The sequence below is a fragment of the Dyadobacter sp. NIV53 genome (assembly GCF_019711195.1).
Taxonomy (GTDB): domain Bacteria; phylum Bacteroidota; class Bacteroidia; order Cytophagales; family Spirosomataceae; genus Dyadobacter.
In genome coordinates this window covers 2,102,915-2,125,216 of the sequence record NZ_CP081299.1, presented here as the reverse complement: position 1 = coordinate 2,125,216, position 22,302 = coordinate 2,102,915, and the positions used below count along the sequence as shown (strand labels likewise).

Genomic DNA, 22,302 nt, shown 5'->3' with positions numbered 1-22,302 from the left:
AATTGTATTGGTATCAGGAGAATTTACAATTGAAACCATTATAAAATATTCCGGTTTTTTACAATTGTTAAGTTAAGCATAAGATTGCCACGAAGTTACAGAAACACAGGAGTTATTCGTTTAAGAATATGAGCCTTAGTGTCTTTGTAAATTCGTGGCAAATCAGATATCACGCAGAACCGAATACCAATATCAGGAAATTACAGATCAGAAACACACCGGAAACCTATTGTTCCGGCACGGTCCAGACTAGGGGACATGAGCAGATACTTTGCATGTTTGTTCAGTTCCTTCGCTTGCGGAAAATACCATTTCGAAGTTTGTGCGTGGTAATAACTTCCGCCTTTCAAAATTGCCGAACGGGTGTGGTCATCCGTATATTCGTCGGTCCATTGCCAGACATTCCCAACCAGGTCCATAATTCCAAACTGACTGCCTGCTTTTGTATGAATTTTTACATCATACGGCTCTCTCATGGTACGACTGGTATCAACGGCCGGAATCAGGGTACTGTCTTTTGTATTTCCCCACGGATATATGCGATTGTCACTTCCCTGTCCCGCGTATTGCCATTCCCATTCATGTGGTAATCGTTTTCCAGCCCAGGTAGCGTACATTCTGGCATCTTCTATGGATATCCAGGTTACCGGCTTGTCTTCCCAGCCTTGTTGAAAGGTTCCGTTTTTCCAGTCTTTCAGAAAGTTATGATCATCAGCAGGTTTGTATTTTGTGTCGTCCATAAATTTTTTGAACTGCTGATTTGTAACCGGATATTTGTCCATATAAAATGAAGCAATGTCCATTGTTTTCTTATGCGAACGTCCTGCATGTTCTTCCCACGGATATTGTACACCAATAGCGGTTGGCAGTTCATTGCCTTCAATCATGACACCATTCGATTCGAAAATGTATTCCTTTGCAGCCGGAATTAAAACCATGTCATTGTTGGGTTTTGCCATTGGTTTTGTTTTTTCGATTTTGGTTATTTGCTGCGGCAAAGGTTTCCAGTCCGCCGAAAAACCCGACAACAATTTTTTGGATCGCATATTCATCTGGCTTAAAAAGGGCTTTAAACTTTTTTTATCGTCATCAGATGTACTGATCAGTATGGCTCCAAAACCACGGCTTTCCATGGGAAACGATATCAATACCTGATTGCCCTCTTTCACAGCTTTTAATTCGTTCCCGTTCCACAGATCATAATAAGCCGCACCCGCTTTAAAAGTAAGTTTTATCTGGTTTCCTGATTTATCCGTACTATCACGGTTCACGAATGTATATACTGTTTTACCACCAGCCGGAAACATGGAAGCATACACACCTTTCTGAACGACAGGCACATGAGGTTCCCAGTCAGGACTGCTCCAAACATCGGGGAATTGCCGGTAAATCAGTGCGATGCGTTGTATTGCTTCGGCATAACGATCGGGAACCTTGTTCCATACACCCCAGATATTTTCCCATGAGTTATATCCTATTCCATTGAAAAAAGCATATTGCAGATTGTCCGTTTTATCAATAGCCCAGCGGTCGGTAACATGCACCTGGTGCTGTGGTTCGAGCCATTTGTAGGTACTGGCACCAGGTGAATAATTGTAGCCCGGCGCATTCATGGAACGCTGCCAGTAATATCCCCAGCTCATCTGGTTCCATTCGAGCGCTTTTAAATCTTTGATATTAAGCTCGGGCTGTAACGCCAGCGGATATTTTAGCTCAGTATATGCATTTTTATAAGCTTCTGTTACACCAAACATGGTATCTCCGTTCAGGCCATCAGCACCAAGATCTTTCATTTCCCTGCTCAGCGCTTCCGCCATAGGCAGTTCAATTTTTTTGTTCCATGATCCCAGACCATGATCGGGAAGAAGACACGTACACCCCGTTTTTTGAAATCCCTGATCATCTGCCTGACAGCTTCCTTGCCACCAGGCATATCTGCTACCAGATCGTACTGATTACGGTTGTCGACTCCGATATTCGGATAGGTCGGCCAGATCAGGACGGCATCCAGCCCGCCAAATCTTTTTTTCAGATCATCCAGATAACGGTCAACGGTATAAACCTTTTTTACTTCATCGAAGAAATAACGGTCATGAGCCATCATTTGAGCATAAATGAATGTCTTCTTGATCCAGCTTAATCCAGGATGTTTGTATTCCGAGTTGTTATACTTCAGCCTGGCCTTTTCGTTACTCCGCCAGATTTTCACAGAATCCAGCCACTTATCGCGGGAGTTTTGATCAATCGGGCCGGAAAATAACTCCTTCATACTTCCCTGCGGCCTGATCTGCTGGGCATTCACCGATCCCGAACAAAGTAGCGTTACATATAAAATTGCTGAAATGATTTTTTTCATATTCCTGTATTTTGACTTGGTGAGTTATATTTCCAAACTTTTAATACACTTACCAATTGGGATTTTGTGCCAGATTTGGATTGAGTTCGCGTTCCCGTTGCGGGATAGGCCACAGGTAATCCCGTTCTTTATTGAAAACTTTTACAAAAGCCGGCAGAGAAATTGTCACCAGCGCACCATTTGCGTTGGTGTAAGTCATGCCATATAATATTCCGGGAACTACTGTTTCGGCAATCCGCCAGCGGCGGATATCAAAATAGCGGAGGCCTTCAAATGCGAGCTCAACCTCGCGTTCTTCCCTTACCAGTTTCCGAAGTTCCGCCTGCGAACCAATGGTGACAAGTGAAGGCATTTTTACGTCTGCCCGGTTTCTTACTTTATTGATAGCGTCCAGTACGCTCTGGTCGATTTCATTGGCTTCAATTTTCGCCTCTGCATAAATCAGCAATATTTCGGCGTAACGCATCAGGATGAGATTGATGCCGCTATTATTCGGTTGGGTCATATCTTCCTTATTGAGATATTTCCGGATATTATAACCTGTACTGGTCGAGTTTTCAGAATTACCGATGGCGTCACCGGTACCACTTCCGGGTTTGGAATCATAGATTTTTCCATTCGGTAATTCTGATCCCAATACATATATGGAATACCGGAGACGCGGATCACGGTTTGTGTAAGGGTTTTTTGGATCAAATCCGCTTGCCGGATCCGTAATATTTTTCCCGTTTGTCATTTTGTAAGCGTCCACTGCCAGCTTTGTCGGCACGAAACTATTGACCTGCGGAAATACGCTGTTTGGCGTCGTTAAACTGAAAATATTATTGGATTGTATATCCTTAATGAACTGTTTATCAAAAATGATCTCGGCATTGTTTTCGGCAGCATAGGTAAACAGGTTTTCATAGGAATTGTAAAGGCTGTAAACATTCAGGTCCGTTACCTGTTTTGCGGCCGCTGCTGCCTCTTTATATCGTCCGGCATTCAGCAATGCCCTTGCGTTCAGCGCCAAAGCGGTTCCTTTGGTTACCCTTCCTTTTTCAGTCTGGGTCAAAGGAAGGAGAGCGGCCGATTCTGTATATTCTTTGGAAATAAAATCCCAGACCTGAGCTACCGGTGTGCGTGTCAGGTTCCGGCTTTCTTCTATGGTAATATTCGTAATCACCAGCGGCACATCTCCGTATAACATAGCAAGTTTGGCATAATAATAGGCACGCAAAGTTCTTACCTCACCCTGTAAGCGATTGATCACGGCTTTATCTGCAACTTCAATCTGATCCACATTCGTCAGAAAAGCATTGGCGGCCTGTATGCCTTTATAAGCATCATTCCATTCATTCAGGATTTTGGCATAAGTTGCATCGTAACTTCCTTTCTCGATCAGAGACTCTTCCCGCCAGCCCAACGTAACATGGCCGATATCCGACATCGCATCCCAGTTGGTAAAATTGGCAGCGGTTTCCAGATAGGTATAAACGGCATTCGCGGCCAGTATGGCATCATTTTCTGTTTTCCAGAAAATTTCGGAAGAAACCCTGTCATTAGGAATTGTTTCGAGCAGGTCGTTATTGCAGCCGGAAAAAATTGTCAGCGCTGCAAAAAAGGATAATATTAGTTTTAGATTTTTCATCTGATTCTGCTTTTAAAAATTGTAGGGGAATTAAAGCTGAATATTTAAGCCAATGGTAGAAACCGCAGTCTGAGGGTACTGTTCGGTACGGCCACCGGGCACTGTTTCAGGATCTACGTTCCATTCGTTAAGTGCTGAGAAAGTAAGCAGATTGGTCGTCGCGATGTAAATACTGGCCCTTTTTATACCAATTTTGCCGGTAAGCTGAGTTGGAAGCTGGTACATCAGCTGTATGTTTTTAAGGCGTAAATAGGATCCATTCATCAAATCCCGGTCAGACATGACAAAATTCCGGAGGTCGTATTTTAAAGGCCTGGAAAAGCGTGCATCCGGATTTTCCGGTGTCCAGTAGTTTCCTGCGATCAGTTCGTGTGTGAATCCGCCCCAGATACCCATTTCAATAATAGCACCGCCAACCCTTGATTTGGAACCTGCCGTTCCCTGGAAAAGCATATTCAGTGAAAATGCTTTATACGAGAAATTCAGGCTGGATCCGAAGGTGTATTTTGGAAAACTTTGACCCAGATAGGTCATATCAGTCGGTGTTATTTTGCCATCATTATTCAGATCGACAAATTTGACGTCGCCGGGCATGATACCGGTTCTCATCGTCGGGTAGTTCAGGATTTCTTCCGGAGTTTGGAATAATCCATCCGTTTTGTAACCCCAGAAAGAATTAATTGCATAACCTTCGGCTGTGATATAGCGTGTCTCATTGCCGCCGGTAATATATGGGCCGGTACCGGCAAGGTTGCCCACACTGTTTTTATTGATGTTAAAATTAAAGTTGGCATCAATACCGAAATTGCCGATTTTGTGGCGAGCCCCGACTGCAACTTCCCAACCCTTATTATTGACCTGTCCGGCATTCTGAGGAGCGGGCAGCAGGCCCAATGTTCCCGGAACCGGCAAAGTAAGCAGGATACCATCCGTTGTCTTTTTATAATAATCAACACTTAATGTAAACCGGTTGTTAAGAAAACCGGCGTCAAGGCCTACATTGGATTGTGTTGTTGTTTCCCAGGTCAGGTTCTGATTGGCAATACGTGTTTGCTGAAATGTCTGGGCAGGCAATCCGTTGAATGAATAAACGCCCGAACTTAACGTAGCCAGCCCACTATAAAGATCCACAGCCTGATTACCCGTTTTTCCCCACGAACCTCTTAGTTTTAGCTCTCCTACATAATTGGTAAGCCCGCGCCAGAATTTTTCTTCTGAAAGCCGCCATCCGGCTGACACGGATGGGAAAAAGCTGTAACGGTTATCAGCCAGAAATCTGGATGATCCGTCGTACCGCCCGTTTGCTTCGAAAAGATATTTATCCTTATAAGTATAATTGACACGCCCGAAGTAAGATCTCAATCCCCAGGTGTATTCAGCTCCTCCGTTATTTTTAGTAGCATCGTTGGTTCCCGAACCAATGGATTGAACATCGTTACTGTAAAATCCCTGACGGAATGCACTTAATGAACGTCCTTTGTTTTCAATCTGCGAATAACCTGCCAAAGCGCTGATCGCATGGCTGCCAATGCTGGTAGAGTAATTCAGCAGGTTATTGATGGTATATTCCCTGATATCATTTCTGGATTCGGTCAGGCTGTTCAGCGGTACATTTTTACGGATGATCGACGGATTGTAATAGTCCTTGATCTGGTATCTGTTGGTATAATTTTTCCCGGTGGTAAGGTTGATCCTGGCACCTATCTGGGTAGTAAAAATAAGGCCTTTTGCGATTTGCAGTTCGCCTTTAAAATTACCAAAAAGATATTCGTCCAGGGTTTTGGCTGTACCTGCCAGTTCAGCGGATACCAATGGATTGTAGCCATCTGAACTGATACCATATGTGCCGTCAGGATAACGCGGCACAGTCCATTGGGATGTCTGGAGCATTTTGTTGAAAACATCATTTTCGTTGATAGGTGAAAGGATGTTATTGGCTCTGTAATTGACATCCGTACTGAATTTCAACCGGTTAGACAGTTTATAATCCGTATTCAGCCTTACTTCACTTAGTTTGGAATCCGAATTGGCGATAATCCCTTTCTGGCTTTGATAACGCACACTCAGCAATGCCTTAATCGTTTCACTGCCACCACTTACTGACAGGGAATGGTTCATTTGCGGGGCTGTATGTAATACTTCATCATACCATACGTTCGGCAGCGGGTATTTGAGCCGGTCAGTTGCGTTGACATATTCTTTGATATAATCGTCGGTAAATATTCCAGGTCCGCCCGTGGAGTTGGTCCAGGCGGTTTTCTGTAACTGAAGATAATCTTCAAGGCCCATATGAACCGGATTGTTATTCGTTTTCTGCAACGCATAATAACCGTTATAAGTAATAGCTATTTTTCCTGTGGCAGCCCGTTTGGTAGTCAGCAAAATTACACCGTTTGCAGCCCGCGAACCGTAAATAGCCGTAGAAGAAGCGTCTTTTAATACAGAAACAGATTCAATATCCAGTGGATTGATATCACTCAGTCTTTGCTCGATACCATCAACAATGACCAGCGGTTCGTTGGCTCCCAACGTAGTGATGCCCCTGATACGGAGAACCATATTGGATTTTCCCGGTCCCGCACCCTGATCCAGTACTGTCAATCCCGGGATCTGACCCTGTAAAGCCTGCTGAACGTTGGAGGTTGTACGTTTGATAAGATCCCTGCCCTTAATGGCAGCTACCGACCCGGTCAGCGATTCTTTTTTTATGGTTGAATATCCTACCACAACGATTTCACTCAGCGGATTTTCGTCGGCAAGCAGTTTGATATCAATCGTGCTGCGGTTGCCAATAACTGCTTCTTGGGTAGCATAACCCACAAAGGAAAACACCAGCGTGGCATTGCCATCGGGCACTTCAATCTGGAATTTTCCGTCCACATCGGTAGTTGTGCCGCGTGTAGTGCCTTTCAGAACGACACTTACACCCGGAATGGATTCACCCTGCTCGCCTGTAACACGTCCGGTTACAGGAATGACAACAGGTATTTTTTCTAAATCAGCAGAAGCCGTTTTAATCAATAGCGCAGAAAGTGGCAGTTCCGATGCCCGGCCTGGTGCCAGACATATCAATTGGCTTAAAAGCACTATTCCCGGAAGAGAATATATGGCCTTTATTAATCGAATAAAAGTGCTCATTTGAGTTAAGTTTAGATGGTTTATTGCAGTTTTAGGAATTTTTTAGGCGTAAGGGGACACTCTGCCAAATCAGCAGTTCAAATTTTTCCTGAATACAGATAATCGGTTCGGCCTTTACTCAGTTCTCGCTATCGATCCATCGAATGGCTTGTCAGAATAAATCAAATAATCCCAGGTTCGTAATTCATGTTCCGGATCCGGATTTTTAACAACAACTTTAACCGTGTGTTTTTTATTAGGCAATTCATACTTCCAGAATATATCATTCCTGCGTGATAAAGAGCTGGTAGGTAATTTGGCAGTTTCCACCTTTTGGTCATCGATAAATAAATCCGCTTCCAGAATATAATCCGATGATTCCTTTTTCAGTTTGGCAGCCATACCCCGCAGCACAAAGCCGGTTCCGGTAAAGTCAAAAGTGAACTCATTTTTTCCGGTTCCCTTGTTAAACGGAACTTTGGCAATCGGGAATAATCCTTCAAAACTTTTTTCGAACCGTACAGTTTTAGGGCTTTGCAATGCGATTTTAATCGAATTATCTGTTACACTTCCACCGTTTCTCTTCACCATTTCCAGTGCATGTTTGTAGCTGATCGCATACACATTGTTCAGTGACATGGTTGTATATTTAAACGGCATATCTTCGATTTCTTTCAATCCCATTTTCCAGTAAGCCGGTATTTGGTTATAGCCAAGCATGGTTCCCAAAATTCCGCCTGCCGAGGATGGGTTGCAGTCAGAATCCTGGCCGGCACGTGTAGAGATCTGTAAGGTTTTATCAAAATCGCCTTTGCCATATAACAGACCTAATACTATATACGCAGCGTTTGTGCGGGCATCAATGTTGAAAGCGGAAAAGACACCATCCGGGCAGCCAATATCTTCTGACCACTTTTTCTGAATTTCCATCCAGTTCTGTTTCCAGTCGTTCGGATATTGTTTGTGCCATTTGATCACATCAGCGATACACTGGTAAAACTGGCTCTGCGGCGGAATTGTTTTTAACGCTTCTGTCACCACATAGTTTACATCCCTGGACGTGAAAGCCAGGCTATACATAGCTCCCACATAAGCACCTCCATACCAGCCATCGCCATAATTCATAATATGGCCGATTTTATCACCAATTTGAATCGCGGTATTGGGCATTCCGGGGCTCATCAGGCCGGAAAAATCTGCTTCTATCTGAAAATCAATATCATCGGCGTGCGGGTTATATTTCCAGTGGCCGGTTTCCGGTGCTTTGATGCCGTTCATGATATTATAACGCGCCGACTGGTTGGCATGCCACAAATCATATTTGGCATACGCAAATGCCTGTGAAAACGAATCTACCGGTGCATCCAGGCCGACCCTTTCAAGGATATCTACAAATGTCAGATCCATATAGATATCGTCGTAAAGGCCCGGAATTTCTTCCATCGTCTTTTTTAAATATCCGTCATACCATACAATTGGCTGATAATCCTGAATAAATGTGCCGTTATATTTAAATTCAGTTGGCCCTCCAAATGTAACACCGATCGTCTGGGCTGCCCAGCCACCTTTGATTTTATCTTTTAACTCATCTGCGGAGAGAGTAAGGGTCTGAGACTGCGAAGGACCGTTCTTTTTCTGGCAGAAAGCCGTGCTGCTTATTGTAAGAAAGGCAAGGACAGTATAACAAAGTAATTTTTTCATAATAAGGTTTAAGATTTAGTTAAGGAATATAATCTGTTTAATGGCCCGGAACAAGTATCCGGGGCCGGCTCTTAATTTTAACGGGCGACAATAAGCAGGCCGAGGCCTATTACATAACATAAAAGCATAGCATTGAGTAAGCGGTATGTGCCCTGGGATGCATTCCGGAATTCCCTCCATACGTAAATTCCCCAGACAGCCGCAACGACGGTCGCACCCTGTCCAAGTCCATAGGAAATAGCCGGGCCAGCCTCATCCGAAGCAATGATACTGAATGACAAACCCAGGCACCAGATAATTCCTCCGATAACTCCCATTAGGTGGTTACGGAAGCTTCCGCGGAAATAATCACTGTAACTCACCGGTGTGCCAACAAAAGGTTTCCACATTAAGAGGCTGTTAAAGATGAGGTTACTTCCCAAAACACCAACAGCAAAAAAGACAACGGCAGTATAAGGGCTTAGTTTACCAGGCTCAGGAACATGAAAATCGGGGAACATGGATTGGGCAACATATTTATAAAACAGGCCCATCATACATCCGCTGATAATAGCCAGTAATAATCCTTTTGTAGGTACACTGGTACTTTTGTCGGCGTTTTTACGATAAGCATTTGCATTTAAGAGGATTGCAAGGACAATGAGAGCAACGCCCCCGAATAAAGTAACAGGATTTCCTACCGGGGCATCCAGGTAATTCACCACCACACCAATAACCAGCGCAAGCCCGACACCTACCGGAAACGCAACGGCCATACCGGCAATGGAAATAGCTGCCCCAAGCAGGATATTAGATGCATTGAACACAATACCACCCAGAATAGCCAAAAGCAGGTTATCCAATCCCGCCTGAGCAAAATCGTCCGCGAACGACCTTCCACCTTCTCCGTTGCTTCCCAAAGTAAATGCTGAAAGCAAAGCCAATACAAATATGCCGATGGCATAATCCCAGTAGAACAGTTCAAAACGCCAGTGTCCGGCGGATAATTTCTGCATATTTGCCCACGATCCCCAGCATAACATGGTGATGACGCAGAACAAAACGGCTAAGGTGTAAGTTGGAACGATAAACATAAGATTCAGGAATTGAGTTTACAGGTTTAGGAAATAACAGGGTTGATAAGCGGCAGGCTGTTGACTTCCCGGCGGTGTGGTAAGGAAGTCTGGGCGCCCATCCGCGTTACACAGATGGCTGCAGCTTTACACGCAAAAGCAATAGCCTGCTCTAATGTACTGTTTTCTGCAAGCGCTACAGCAAGGGCTCCGTTGAAGCAATCGCCCGCAGCAGTGGTGTCGACAGCAGTAACAGGTGGTGCAGGAATCAGTGTTGAAATCGTATCGGTGTGCAGAAAAGCGCCTTTTGAGCCGAGTGTGATAATCACATTCGGGACGCCTTTGGCACGAATAGCTTCCGCTGCCTGTCTGACTGTCTGCATATCCGTCACACGGATTCCGGTCAGGATCTCGGCTTCGGTTTCATTGGGTGTGATCAGGTACAAACACCTGAACAAGTCGACAGGAAGCTCCTGCGCAGGGGCGGGGTTAAGAATGACGCGCAATCCTTTTTCAAAACTGCTCCTGATAACAAAGTCAACAGTTTTCAGCGGAATTTCCAACTGCAGTAAAACGATGTCTGAAAGGTTCAGTCCATCTAAAATCAATTCAACATCGTGAGGCATTAAGCGGCTATTTGAGCCCGGTGCAACTGAAATACAGTTTTCTCCTTTTGCATCCACATTGATCAGCGCAACTCCTGATGGATGTTCACTATCAATGGTGATGTACATCGGATTTATTTTTTCTCTTTTGAATTGCTGGATGGCCTGTTTGCCAAACACATCGTTGCCCACTTTCGCAGCGAGGACGACATTTCCATCCAGCCTGGCAGCAGCAACAGCCTGGTTTGCACCTTTGCCACCAGGATTCATTAAAAATACTTCCCCGATTACTGTTTCACCCGGAGAAGGAAGTTTTTCGGCCTTGACAACCATGTCAGTATTTGAACTGCCGACGACGCAAATTACATTGGGTAGGGACATAGCAATGATTTATCTTATTATGATAAGTCAAAAATATATTAAATAAATCATGTTTTGTTTCCATTATTTTCTGCTGCTGGCTAATCCTATCGAATTATTTTTATTTAAATAAATAGAAGTAAAGTGAGGTTTTAAAACTCTTATAGAATTTATACATGTTAAAATGTAACATATTTAGCTAATCCTATGGATTTTAATCAACTGCATTTGCTTGTTCAATCTCTGACTAAATCTGAAAAGCGTTATTTCCGGTTGAGTATAAGTTTGCAGCAAGGCGATAAAGCTTATTTACGCTTGTTTGATTGTCTGGAACAATACGTGCAGTTCAACGAAAAAATAAAAACTGAAGTGGCGGATCTTTTCCCGGGGGCTACCCTGGAGCCGGCCCGTAAACATTTGTACCATGTACTGATGAAAAGCCTCCGCCAGTACGAAGCCGATAAATCTATTGAGGTAAGATTGATGAACCTGATCCAGGACAGCCAGATTTTGTACAACCGTGGACTTATCTGCGCAAGCTTTGAGGAACTTGAAAAAGCAAAAAGGCTGGCAATGAAACACGAAAAGTTTATTTTTTACATTCTGGCTGCAAGGCAGGAACTGCAATTTATATTACGGCAGCATTTTATTAAATGGGATGAATCCAAACTGATTGAAAAGCAGGAAAAAATACGCGAACTCCTTGAACATGAATGTACCGTTCAGCAGCATGCTTCGCTGTATGAAGTATTATTACTGAGGTATTGGAAAATGGGTGTGGTCAGAAGCCTTCGGGAAACGGTCCGTTTGAATGATCTTTTACTGGAAGAGCACCAGGTACTCAATACACAGCGCTTAAATTCTTTTGAGTCGCAGCAGCTTCACCTGCATTTTCAGTCTGCCTATTTCCTGATGACCGGAGATGCACAGGGGAGTTTGAGTGTATTGTACGAACTCGATAATTTGTTTCAGAACAATACAGAGCTGTGGCTGGATAAACCGGTTTATTATAACCATGTATTAAATAATATTCTGGAAACCCTGCGCAGAACGGAACAATATGATAAAATGGAATATTTTTTAGGACGGCTGGAATCTTTATCGACACCTTCCGAAGGCCACCGGTTATCTATCAAATATCAGGTACTGGAGCACCGGCTCCACAGTGCGGTCAACCAGGGATTTCATCACCAGGCGCTTATTATTTTCAACCAGGAAAATCAGGGATTAGAACGCGACCTTCCAAATCTGCCTCTTCAGATTGAAGTACAGTTACGGTTGACCATTGCAAGAATTCATTATTATCTGTGCGATTATTCACAGGCACTTTTATGTATCAACCATATACTGAACCAGCCGACGAGTTCGCTAAGCAGCCTGCTTTATATAAGCTGCCGGCTTATGAAGCTGATGATTCATGTGGCACTGGATGACCGGGATTACCTGTTTTATGAAATCAGATCCATTGAGCGTAAACTTAAAGGCGGAAAAGCATGGTACCGGGTGGAACAGTTATTCCTGACTTTGCTCAAAAAATGGCTGAAATATAAACCATTAAAGTCTGTTGCGGCCCAATCGCTCCAATTGCTGGATGATTCCTACGAGCGGCAATTAATGCTGGAACTGGGAATAAAAGACTGGTTTCAGGAAATGAGTGATAATAATGGATTAAGCAGGATTATGAAATAAAAGGTCCAAGTCTTCTACAAATCTTCAGGAATTTAACACAAATTTGAAACAAGACTTATACCAGTTCCCACAACTTTTTCAAATGCCTGATAGATGCATAATCATTTTCACGGGTCCAGATACCATGCGAAACGGTGGTGATACATTCCAATTCCAAAAAATTCATACGTTCAATGGTCTGGCCGGTTTCAATGATATCAATAATTACATCGGTCATATCGAGTGACAGAGCCACTTCATGGCAGCCTTCCATAATAACCACTTTTGCGTTGAGCCCGTTTTTACTAATGTATCCGGCAGTTAAATTCGGGAATTTTGAACAAATGCTGGTTATCTCCTGAATGGGCATTAAATTCTTGCCAATTACTGACAGACGGCATTTCTGAAGCGCAAGTGTGGTAAACAATTTCAATTCGCAACTATCTGATTCATCGAACCAGACTGAACTGCCAAACGCAATATCAATGTGATTATGCAGTAGCAGCAGCGGCAAATCCTTGGACCTGACCTTCACCAGTTTTAAATTATTAACCGGGTCACAGAAAACCGGTATTCCGCCATTTGCGAAGTGATCGTATTCGTTGGTTCTGTCGATTTGGATGTATTCCAAAGCCTCATCAAACCCACGACCTTTGCTGAAGCCTATAACCAGGGGCCGGGAAGCCGCTGACCGAGCTGAAAATAAATCAATATTCATAAGTTAAGAGGGTTTACACCATTTTTTTAACTGGTTCAAACAGTCAGGGATTTCATTTTTATCTGTCAATAAAAGATTAGAATGAAATTCCCTGCTTAGTTCCAAATATAAATCGAGATAGTATTGATGGTAATTAACATCAAATTTCTCCTCTGTTCTTTGTGCAAGCCTGAGCAGCGTGTGATCAAGGTCAGAATAACACAAAACAGTTAATGGCAACGGAAACCACCTCGGATCGTGCCTGAAATTTTCCGGCACCAACGAGAAAACAGTCATCCAGCACCGGTCAAATACCAAAATTTCGTTTGAATAGGAATTTACAAAACCCAGCACAGTTTCGTAACCGAACGATACAACATTTTCGTAATCTTTCTGATCCGCAAGTCCGATAAGTTTTTTACCTGCCAAACCTGCAAAAGGGCGAACATAAATCCCGCCGAGTTCTTTTGCAAGTAAGTTTGCAAGCGTGGTTTTTCCGCTGCCATCATGACCGTCAAGGGTAATAATAAAATTGTTGTTACTCCACATGCCAGGGTTTTGCCAATTACCAAAGTTTTTTCCTGCATTAATAGACCATTAGTCTCACCTGATTTTTGTCATCATCCAATTCAAGCCAATAATGCCTTTTTTCACTCTTCAGCAACAGTTCCTTTGCTTCGGTACTAAGTTCCAGCTGGCCCGATTTAGAAATTCTGGTGGTTTTTAATCCCTCACCCTTCGTAATAATTACGCTTTCCCTGTCTGTGGACACGGATACTTTTTCCGATTCATTCACCTTCATTCCAAGTGCTTTTCTGGCTGCAACAGTAAGTGTCACAATCCCTCCGGGTGACATCTTCAGCCGGTTGTTTTTAATTGTCATAGTTGCCATAATCGTATTCGTTTACTGTTTTGTTAAATATAAGGTTATAAAAATTTGTGTAACGCTCTGCCAATAACTGCTCTTTTTCACCGTCACGCCAAAGGTCCTTGTCCAGGCTTTCGCTTTGACTGGGATCTCCCAGGCCTTTTTTTACCCGCATACAATCCGGGCTTACCTCCCCAAAAATTTTGTTGCCGGACATGTCTATAAAAAAACAGATATCAACCAGCAGTAATCCGGCTCCGGCAAATAATTCTTCAAGCCATTTAAAGGTATCACCTGCCAGTTTCTTTGCTGTGGGAATATCATGCATCCAGACTGATGCATAATCGTCCGATATAGGTTCGTCCGCAAGCCTGTTTCCCGCTTCGTCCGTAAGCGGAAGCCGCCAGTCAAAACATACTATTGGTTTGTCAAATCTGGACCATTTAACCAATGGTGCCGGATCCTGCTGTACGGTGCCGTAACGCTCTGTATATTTATAGCGATGTACAGGCGATCCAATGTGATAACGTTTTACCCGTACTTCAAGATTACTTGCTTCAACCCTTTCCTGAACCAGAAACGGGCCATCCACGGATTCCACGACAGCCAGAAACGCATTTTTAAGATGGCCACCTTCCTGGCTGGTAAACCGGTTCATCCGGCGGAAAACTTCACCCGAAAACAAAACCCTTAATTCTTCCGTCCCTTTCACCTCACCATACCGGTTATGCGTAAAAGAGTAGACCGTCGGCTTGAATTTTTCAATAACAATTTTTGAATTGAGAAGCCTGATAATTTTACTTTCACCTTCAACAAGTATAGGCAGTGACTCAAAATCAAACGGGATCTGCTGTATTACTTCTTCGACCAGTTCTGATAAAAGGGGAGGTGAGGATGTCGGATCGGGATTGAAGCCCACTTTAAAAGCCTTTTTACCAGGGACATCATTGGAGGCAACCACCACTTCTATATCAAGTTCGAGTAACCTTTTACTAAGAGCCGGCATCAAATGAAATATTTCATCTGCTGGTTCAATAAACACTTGGATATCAGATACTTTATTCATAATTAGTGTACTTAGTTATGGATTAAACCATTTGTTCAACAGGACTTTTTATTTTAAGGATATCCATCTTCTTATCAAACCAGTGCATTACTTCCAGCGTTGCCCAGGCGGCACTCGCTGCGGACTCCATTGCACCTCCGTTTGCGGCACGAAGCTGTTGCATTTTTACATCAAAATTTAAAGAATTTACCGACCAGGCCCTGAGTTCTTCATTCGTTCCCGGTTTGCCATAACATCCCTGAATTCCCTTGTAAACGTTGAGAGGTATTTTAATAAAATAATCAAGCAGATTACGTTTGTCGTCGGCAGCGGATGAATAATTGCTGAGTGTTGCCGCCATACCCATTAACTGACGAAACCGTATAAATCCAAAACTGAAATTTCGCAGTATAAGATCAGCGGCTGGTTTTTGAGGGACTTTAACCGAGCCGTACAGGCAAAGGCCATGATCGGCCAGATTGTCACCAGATACAAGCTGATAAGTCTGGAAATCCGTTTCACCGAATAAACTGATATTTAATTCAAGTCCATTGTAGACCGGCGACTTTCCGGCAAGTGTATGTAAAGCACTGTCAAGATCTTTTACAACCACAACCAAATCGTAGTCCGCAAACTGGACGCTGTTCACAGCTGAACCATAAAGGATTACTGCTTTCAGATTATTGCCGAGTAAATTCTTCAGAGCTGGAATAAATCCATACCGGTTTTCCTGTTCAGCAGTAAGTTTTATAGCCGTCATTTCCCTTTCAACAAATGGAATGTTAAGTATCAGTTTTTGCAGGACAAGCGAATAAAACGTTTTCAGTTCTCTGATAACAAGGTATGGGTTGGAATCCAGCTTAGCAGCACAACGGAGCACAAAATCCTGAATTTTCAATTCTTTTAACTGCTCGAAACCAGGCATTTCGCTGTATGCACTAACCTGCCAAAGCCGGTTCAGCTTACTTTCAATTGTTCCCGCCGACCATCGGTTCTGGATGATTGCAGCACTTAGTGTGATTCCTGCCAAAAACACGAGGGATTGCAGCCAGTGTCTCACGGAACCCGCCTCCAGTTCGGCTGAAACAGGGATATTCATCTCTAACGGTATTAATGCATCGCTGAACTTTCTAAAATCGCTGGAAATTTTAGAATGGATATTAGTCACCGCGTGATAAAACGATGGATGGAATATCGAAGCTAAGGCCAGGGATCGTGGCGTGAACAAACGTGGATTGGCAATGTTATTTTCGATACAGCATTTAAAAAAGCCTGCATACTGCTGCATGCTCAGTTCATTGCTGACAAAAACGAATGTGTAGGGCTCAACAGGAAGATTTTTCCAGCCAGGCGGCATGGCCACAATATGATGATCTATATAAGATGCATTCCATGATTTAAAAGCTTTCTCCATAATATTAGAACATCGTGTGTGAAATTATTCTAATGAATCCTACTTTTCCTCTATTCGTCTGTAATAATCCTGAATGTGAAAGCTTTAAAATTGATCGGCTATGCTTTAAATACGTCCCCTAAAGAAATTGCATAAATAAGCCTGGCTTGTAATTCAGTGGTCTAAAACTTTTAAGAAAAGTAATAAGTATAAATCGGGTTTCAAAGATTCCGCCAATATATTGAGTTAACGGTAATGAATATACTTATTTTATTTTGAGAGGGTGGAAACAGCCATTGTAAGCATACATTTTTTTGCTTTTACACAGGGCTATTTTATCAACATTTTCGGCTGTTTTGTGACTTTGCAAATCGTTACAGGTACGATACTGAGAATAACCGGAGCGGTATTAATTGCGGTGTCTGAATCAGGCCAGTGAAGCCGGTGTTATTTAAAATATTTAACAGACATTATCATGAACTATACTGCTGTCGGCGGTCGGCATTCGACTATCAAATTAATGCACGGAACCAGGTTTTAGACGAATGCCGACAGCGTACAATATAATTCGTGATAATGTCTGTTACATCAATATAGTTGTTTTGGTAGATTGCAAACAAGCGTTTATATATTGCCAATTCCGGCAGCATTCAGCATAAGAAGATGAAGGTCTGTATTTTTCACAAATGGTTTGAGCAGTTCACTTCCAGGCCCGAACATGGCCAGTTCCACATAGTCGCCAGAGTGGTCCATACTGGCAAAGTTTACAGAAATATAGTCGGATTGAATAAGTCCTAACTGCTTAAACGGTAATTTTAGGGGATTATAAAGGCCATCCCCGTCGTGTTTTACGTAGGAATTCAGCAGTAATTCAGCTTCTGCTTTTTTGATTGCATATCCCTGTGCCGCTTCAATCCGTTCAACAACCTGACTGCTTGTAAATTTGCTGTTGATGCCATTTAGAATCCAGTCATTGGTTTGCTTAAAATGCTGTATACGGTCAAAATGCAGATCATTGCCAAATAATCCCGGATTGCCATTGCCATGATCGGTGGTCATGATCACCAGTGTTTCTTTATCGTTTTCTGCAAAATCCAGTGCCACTTTTACCGCATCGTCAAATGCGATCTGGTCATATAAAAGTCCCGCAGCATCATTTGCATGAGCAGCCCAATCGACCTTGCCGCCTTCTACCTGCATCACAAATCCTTTATTGTTCTGAGATAAAATGCTTATGGTTTTCTTCGTCATTTCGGCCAGGGTAGGTACATTCTTTTGTAGCGTAGTATCCTGTGCGGCGTCGAGTGAATACGGCAGCCCGTTTTCAGAAAAAAGGCCCAATACAGGTTTGCGGGAATTTACATCCAGTGCGAGCATTTGATCCCGATTCTGAGGTAGCTGGTATCCGGCCTGACCGAATTTTTGTAAAAGATCGACTTTGTCTTTTCGGTTTTCCTTACTAAAAAATTGCCTGCCGCCACCCATCATGACATCAAATTTCAGGTCCAGATATTGCCCCGCAATTTCATATTCATCACCGCGTGATTTGTTATTTACACAAAAACCAGCTGGTGTGGCGTGTGTAATGGATACAGTTGTCACACAGCCAACCGTCTTACCAGCTTCTTTGAACTTCTGAAGAATAGGTTTATTAAAACTGCCGTCTGCATTTACGTTCAGTGATCCGTTAGGTACTTTTATACCACCACCCCAGGCCGAGCTTCCAGCGGCAGAATCAGTTACCAGCGCATTGGACGAAGAGGTGTCCATCAATGCCCTTCTTCCTTTGTTTTCCTGATAAAGTTTGATCCAGTTGCTTTGGCGGCCTACTTTACGTTGTAGCAAAAGGCTGGCCATATTCAGCGTACCGGTGCTCATACCGTCACTGACTAAGAAAATAATATTTTTGGCCGTCTTCTCTTTTCGGGATGATAACGGATTGGCAGCCAGTAAATTTTTTGGAGATAATAAGGAAGCGCCGAGTAGCGTAAGGGAACTGTTGGTAAAAAAATCTCTTCTTTTCATATAAATAACTATGCTCTGTAAGGTGTTGATCTGTAAGTAAAATGCCGGTTTCGTTTATAAACAGATTACTCCTGCATGTGAAAAGATGCACAGATATGGACTGCCCGGCATTACGTTGACTTCATCTCTCAAAAGTACACGCCCGATATGATCTCAATGATTCCGGCATGTTAACATATTGTTAGCTTTAAAAGGTTGTATTACTTCGGATACATTAAGGCTAAGGAAAGATGGTTTGTGATAGTTAATATTAAAAGTATACAAACATAGCTTTCTTTGATTTGTACCATTTTTTAATAGCAGCGTTTATTTTATATCAATAAAATGAAGATGTTTCATAATTGGCTTTTCAAAAGATTAACATTTTAATAACCGTACAGTTACAATATCGTAACAGCATAAAAATACCTTTGCGAAATATTCAAACCCTGATAAAAACTGGTATTTGGCTATACAGGAAGAGGTCTTTCTGGTTCGTTTATTTTTTAATTGTTATTATGAAAAGACTATTATTATCAATTGCTCCTATGACAATGGCTGGTATGCTGGTTTTTAATGTTGCTGGCCCGCTGTTGGCTGCGACTGTAAAAAAACAGGATCATGCCGGAAAAGTACAAAACATCACTGCAAGTTTAATCACAGTGAAAGGTACGGTAAAAGATGAGAGCGGTGTGCCATTGATGGGTGTTACTATTCTTGAAAAAGGGAATAACAAAGGGGCAGTAACGGATATTGATGGAAATTTTTCACTTGAAACTGAGACCGGAAATACACTGGTATTCTCCTTTGTGGGATTTGTTGCACAGGAAATTGTTGTATCCGGTGCTGCTTCTATTAACGTTCAGCTAAAAGAAGATGCCTTAATGCTGAACGAATTTGTGGCCGTTGGTTACCAGACCATGCGTAAAGCTGATCTGACGGGTGCAATTTCAAGTGTTAAAGCAAAAGAACTGAACCTTTCAACGCCTACGATCGGACAGGCATTGGTAGGGAAAGTAGCTGGTGTACAAATTTCACAGGTAAGCGGGGCACCGTATGCGAGCACGAAGATCCGGGTGAGGGGTGTTGGTTCTGTGAATGCCAGTTCTGATCCGTTGTACGTTATTGACGGTTATCCGGCGGGAAGTGATGTATTTATTAATCCGAATGATATTGAATCTATTGATATTTTAAAGGATGCGGCTTCGGCGGCAATTTATGGATCGAGGGCATCGGGCGGTGTTGTGTTGATTACAACCAAACGCGGAAAAGATGGTAAAGGGAAATTGGAATACGATTTCCAAACGGGGTTTAACCAGGTCTGCAAAAAAGTAAAACTTTTAAATGCAACCCAGTTCGCACAGTTGGTGATCGACGGACGGAATAATTCTTACCGTGATTTTGTAGAAAATTCGGGTGCGGTTTGGAACGATGCAATGAAATCGGATGATAACGCAACCCGTACAGCCAGAGTAGGAAATTCGGGAAGTATCAGTATCCCTTCATCAATCTATGATTTCGCGTCCCAGAAACTGATTACGCCTACGGTTGATACGGACTGGCAGGATGAACTTTACCGCAACGGCGTTTTCCAGAGACACAATGTTTCCTTTTCAGGAGGTAAAGATAACCTGCGTTATTTCATGAGCGGAGGTTACCAGAACCAGGACGGGATCGTAGTAGGAACAGGGCAGAAAAGGATAAACCTGCGTGCCAACCTTGATGGAAAAGTAAGTGAAAAATTGAAAGTTGGCGGTAATTTCTCTTTTACTCAAAATGAAAATGAGGAATTGCAGGAAGGAAGGTTCGATCACAGCCCGGTTATGGCGGCGTTGATCTACGCACCATTTTTGCCTTCTCATAATGCGGATGGCAGCATTGCCAAGTTTGGAATGGGTGCTTTGTCTGCCGGTAATTACGGGATCCAGAATCCTGAAAATCCGGTGGCGATGGCAGAAGAGACCAACATCAAACGTAAGGGTTTAAGAAGCAGTTACAATGTGAATGCCACTTACCAGATCATTAAGGATTTGTCTTTCAAGGTAAATCTGGGTATGCTGACTTACAATGAAAAGTATAATTATTATCTGCCTACGAGTTTGAGCACTGGTAATTTCGAGCCGTATTCTGTTCAGTCTCAAACGGCTGCAAAAGCAACTGCACAAAATCTTACCCAGATTGACCAGCTGGCTGAGTTTACTTTTAATTATAACAAGCAGTGGGGCAAACATCACGCAGATGTACTGGCAGGATATACGGCTCAAAAAACAAGCAGTGATTATATCGGTGTTTCGGCTCAGGGGTTTACCAATGACCGTATCCAGGAAATATCTGCCAAGGGAGCTGATGCTACTTTTTTCAAACTGGATAAAGCTGAGAAAAGTGCCTATACTTTACTTTCCTATCTGGCGCGTGCTACCTACAATTATGACAACAGGTATTTCCTGACCGGATCTTTCCGTACAGACGGATCTTCCCGTTTTGGTGCGCTTAACCGTTATGGTTATTTCCCTTCTGTGTCGGCAGGGTGGAATCTGTCGGATGAATCTTTTTACAACAATTTCCTTGGACAGGAATCCACTGTCAAGCTTCGTGCAAGCTGGGGGCTGAGTGGTAACAATAACATTGGTAACTACAATTCACAGCAGGTTATGGCTTCGCCGGGCGGGGTAGTTTATGGCAGTAATACCATTGCTTCGGCTATGTGGGCAGGCGGCGTTAAAGATCCGAACCTGGGCTGGGAATCTACTTCACAGTATAACTTCGGAACCGACATCAGTATCCTGAAAGGCCGGTTGTCGTTAATGGCCAATTACTACATTAGTAACTCGTATAATTTATTGTTTAATCAGTCTATTTCAGCGGTATCCGGTACATCGTCCATCCTGACGAATTTGAAAGATTCCAAAATACAGAATAAAGGATTCGATTTTCAGGCTGATGCAAGAGTGATTTCAACCCAGGATTTTAAACTGAACTTAACCGGTAATATTTCCCTGAACCGTAATAAAGTGCTGGATATGGGAGGTGCGGGGACGATCATCACAAACGGTGCTGAAAGATCATACAAAACGCATATTACACAGGAAGGCTCCTCGGTAGGAATGTTTTATGGTTTCAAGGTTTTAGGTATAGTTACACCTGAAAACATTGGTGAAGTGGCAAAATCAACGGCTACCAGCCAGGCATTAAGGTTAGGGGACCTGTATTTTGAAGATGTCAATAAAGATGGTGTGGTGAACGACGATGACAAAAGGGTGATCGGAAATCCTTATGCAAAATTCACATACGGGCTTGGGCTGAACGGCAGTTACAGAAGCTTCGATTTCAGTGCTTCTTTCAATGGTTCGTATAAAAATGAAGTACTGGACGGGCAGGATTATTACCTCTTCAATCTGGAAGGCTCGGGTAATCAGTATTCAGTTGTAGACCAAAGATATAAGTCAGAATCTTCTCCCGGCAATGGTTCGGTTTTTCGTGCTACCCGTGGCGCTTCGCAAAGCAACAGTACCCGCCTTTCTACATTTTATATTCAGGACGGTACTTATTTCAGATGTACTGACATTACCCTTGGCTATACCATTCCCGAATTATTTAAGGGTAAGCTTGGTATCAGCAGTGCCAGGATTTATGCGAGTGTAAACAATGCATTTACTTTTTCAAAATATAAGGGCTACAATCCCGAAGTAGATTATAACAATGGATCGAACCTGACCCCTGGCGTGGATTATGGGGTTTATCCATTGGCAAGAGGTTATAATCTGGGTGTAAAACTTACATTTTAATAAAACATAAACGATAATAAT

At 42.9% G+C, this 22,302-nt stretch carries 15 protein-coding genes; 2 read left to right on the top strand and 13 right to left on the bottom strand.

The genetic code is table 11. The features are described from left to right. Window positions 1–200: 200 nt before the first annotated feature. From KZC02_RS08585 to rbsK, 7 genes are all read right to left on the bottom strand, one after another. On the bottom strand, window positions 201–1,817 hold the full coding sequence (locus tag KZC02_RS08585; RefSeq protein WP_221393721.1) for an SUMF1/EgtB/PvdO family nonheme iron enzyme: 1,617 nt from the start codon (window positions 1,815–1,817) through the stop codon (window positions 201–203). Beyond that, on the bottom strand, window positions 1,802–2,356 hold the full coding sequence (locus tag KZC02_RS08580) for a hypothetical protein (RefSeq protein WP_221393720.1): 555 nt from the start codon (window positions 2,354–2,356) through the stop codon (window positions 1,802–1,804). Before KZC02_RS08580 ends, KZC02_RS08585 begins: the two co-directional genes overlap by 16 nt. 49 nt (window positions 2,357–2,405) lie before the next feature. After that, window positions 2,406–3,986, bottom strand: coding sequence for a RagB/SusD family nutrient uptake outer membrane protein (locus KZC02_RS08575; protein ID WP_221393719.1), 1,581 nt, complete (start codon window positions 3,984–3,986; stop codon window positions 2,406–2,408). Window positions 3,987–4,016: 30 nt separating this feature from the next. Continuing rightward, window positions 4,017–7,124: a TonB-dependent receptor gene (locus KZC02_RS08570; protein WP_221393718.1), complete on the bottom strand. Its 3,108-nt coding sequence runs from the start codon at window positions 7,122–7,124 to the stop codon at window positions 4,017–4,019. Window positions 7,125–7,238: 114 nt separating this feature from the next. Further along, window positions 7,239–8,804, bottom strand: coding sequence for an ADP-ribosylglycohydrolase family protein (locus tag KZC02_RS08565; protein ID WP_221393717.1), 1,566 nt, complete (start codon window positions 8,802–8,804; stop codon window positions 7,239–7,241). A gap of 77 nt (window positions 8,805–8,881) precedes the next feature. Then, entirely contained in the window at window positions 8,882–9,877 is a 996-nt protein-coding gene (locus tag KZC02_RS08560; RefSeq protein ID WP_221393716.1) for a GRP family sugar transporter, read from the bottom strand. Window positions 9,878–9,903: 26 nt separating this feature from the next. Beyond that, window positions 9,904–10,842, bottom strand: coding sequence for a ribokinase (rbsK, locus tag KZC02_RS08555; RefSeq protein ID WP_221393715.1), 939 nt, complete (start codon window positions 10,840–10,842; stop codon window positions 9,904–9,906). A gap of 186 nt (window positions 10,843–11,028) precedes the next feature. Between rbsK and KZC02_RS08550 the strand changes: the two genes are divergently transcribed. After that, a complete protein-coding gene (locus tag KZC02_RS08550; protein ID WP_221393714.1) occupies window positions 11,029–12,510 on the top strand; it encodes a hypothetical protein in 1,482 nt (493 codons plus the stop codon). A 55-nt stretch (window positions 12,511–12,565) separates the two neighbouring features. Here KZC02_RS08550 and KZC02_RS08545 read toward each other — a convergent pair whose 3' ends face one another. The 6 genes from KZC02_RS08545 to KZC02_RS08520 form a co-directional block, all read right to left on the bottom strand. Beyond that, the gene (locus tag KZC02_RS08545) at window positions 12,566–13,207 is read right to left on the bottom strand and encodes a hypothetical protein (protein WP_221393713.1); all 642 of its coding nucleotides are present in this window, start codon (window positions 13,205–13,207) and stop codon (window positions 12,566–12,568) included. A 3-nt stretch (window positions 13,208–13,210) separates the two neighbouring features. Further along, window positions 13,211–13,735 (bottom strand): hypothetical protein, encoded by a 525-nt coding sequence (locus KZC02_RS08540; RefSeq protein WP_221393712.1) that lies wholly within the window; start codon window positions 13,733–13,735, stop codon window positions 13,211–13,213. 37 nt (window positions 13,736–13,772) lie between these two features. Then, window positions 13,773–14,078, bottom strand: coding sequence for a hypothetical protein (locus tag KZC02_RS08535; protein WP_221393711.1), 306 nt, complete (start codon window positions 14,076–14,078; stop codon window positions 13,773–13,775). Beyond that, window positions 14,059–15,120: a phosphoribosylaminoimidazolesuccinocarboxamide synthase gene (locus KZC02_RS08530; protein ID WP_221393710.1), complete on the bottom strand. Its 1,062-nt coding sequence runs from the start codon at window positions 15,118–15,120 to the stop codon at window positions 14,059–14,061. Before KZC02_RS08530 ends, KZC02_RS08535 begins: the two co-directional genes overlap by 20 nt. Before the next feature lie 22 nt (window positions 15,121–15,142). After that, window positions 15,143–16,513, bottom strand: coding sequence for a hypothetical protein (locus KZC02_RS08525; protein ID WP_221393709.1), 1,371 nt, complete (start codon window positions 16,511–16,513; stop codon window positions 15,143–15,145). A gap of 603 nt (window positions 16,514–17,116) precedes the next feature. Then, the gene (locus KZC02_RS08520) at window positions 17,117–18,517 is read right to left on the bottom strand and encodes an alkaline phosphatase (RefSeq protein ID WP_221393708.1); all 1,401 of its coding nucleotides are present in this window, start codon (window positions 18,515–18,517) and stop codon (window positions 17,117–17,119) included. Window positions 18,518–19,014: 497 nt separating this feature from the next. On the opposite strand from KZC02_RS08520, the gene KZC02_RS08515 reads away from it, so the two are divergent. Beyond that, window positions 19,015–22,281, top strand: a complete 3,267-nt coding sequence (locus KZC02_RS08515) for a TonB-dependent receptor (RefSeq protein ID WP_221393707.1) — start codon at window positions 19,015–19,017, stop codon at window positions 22,279–22,281. The last annotated feature ends 21 nt before the right edge of the window (window positions 22,282–22,302 follow it).

Bases quoted from the DNA above. Each gene is read 5' to 3' on its own strand.
- KZC02_RS08585 (WP_221393721.1), bottom strand. From the start codon at position 1,817: ATGGCGGAAGCGCTGAGCAGGGAAATGAAAGATCTTGGTGCTGATGGC.
- KZC02_RS08580 (WP_221393720.1), bottom strand. From the start codon at position 2,356: ATGAAAAAAATCATTTCAGCAATTTTATATGTAACGCTACTTTGTTCG.
- KZC02_RS08575 (WP_221393719.1), bottom strand. From the start codon at position 3,986: ATGAAAAATCTAAAACTAATATTATCCTTTTTTGCAGCGCTGACAATT.
- KZC02_RS08570 (WP_221393718.1), bottom strand. From the start codon at position 7,124: ATGAGCACTTTTATTCGATTAATAAAGGCCATATATTCTCTTCCGGGA.
- KZC02_RS08565 (WP_221393717.1), bottom strand. From the start codon at position 8,804: ATGAAAAAATTACTTTGTTATACTGTCCTTGCCTTTCTTACAATAAGC.
- KZC02_RS08560 (WP_221393716.1), bottom strand. From the start codon at position 9,877: ATGTTTATCGTTCCAACTTACACCTTAGCCGTTTTGTTCTGCGTCATC.
- rbsK (WP_221393715.1), bottom strand. From the start codon at position 10,842: ATGTCCCTACCCAATGTAATTTGCGTCGTCGGCAGTTCAAATACTGAC.
- KZC02_RS08550 (WP_221393714.1), top strand. From the start codon at position 11,029: ATGGATTTTAATCAACTGCATTTGCTTGTTCAATCTCTGACTAAATCT.
- KZC02_RS08545 (WP_221393713.1), bottom strand. From the start codon at position 13,207: ATGAATATTGATTTATTTTCAGCTCGGTCAGCGGCTTCCCGGCCCCTG.
- KZC02_RS08540 (WP_221393712.1), bottom strand. From the start codon at position 13,735: ATGTGGAGTAACAACAATTTTATTATTACCCTTGACGGTCATGATGGC.
- KZC02_RS08535 (WP_221393711.1), bottom strand. From the start codon at position 14,078: ATGGCAACTATGACAATTAAAAACAACCGGCTGAAGATGTCACCCGGA.
- KZC02_RS08530 (WP_221393710.1), bottom strand. From the start codon at position 15,120: ATGAATAAAGTATCTGATATCCAAGTGTTTATTGAACCAGCAGATGAA.
- KZC02_RS08525 (WP_221393709.1), bottom strand. From the start codon at position 16,513: ATGGAGAAAGCTTTTAAATCATGGAATGCATCTTATATAGATCATCAT.
- KZC02_RS08520 (WP_221393708.1), bottom strand. From the start codon at position 18,517: ATGAAAAGAAGAGATTTTTTTACCAACAGTTCCCTTACGCTACTCGGC.
- KZC02_RS08515 (WP_221393707.1), top strand. From the start codon at position 19,015: ATGAAAAGACTATTATTATCAATTGCTCCTATGACAATGGCTGGTATG.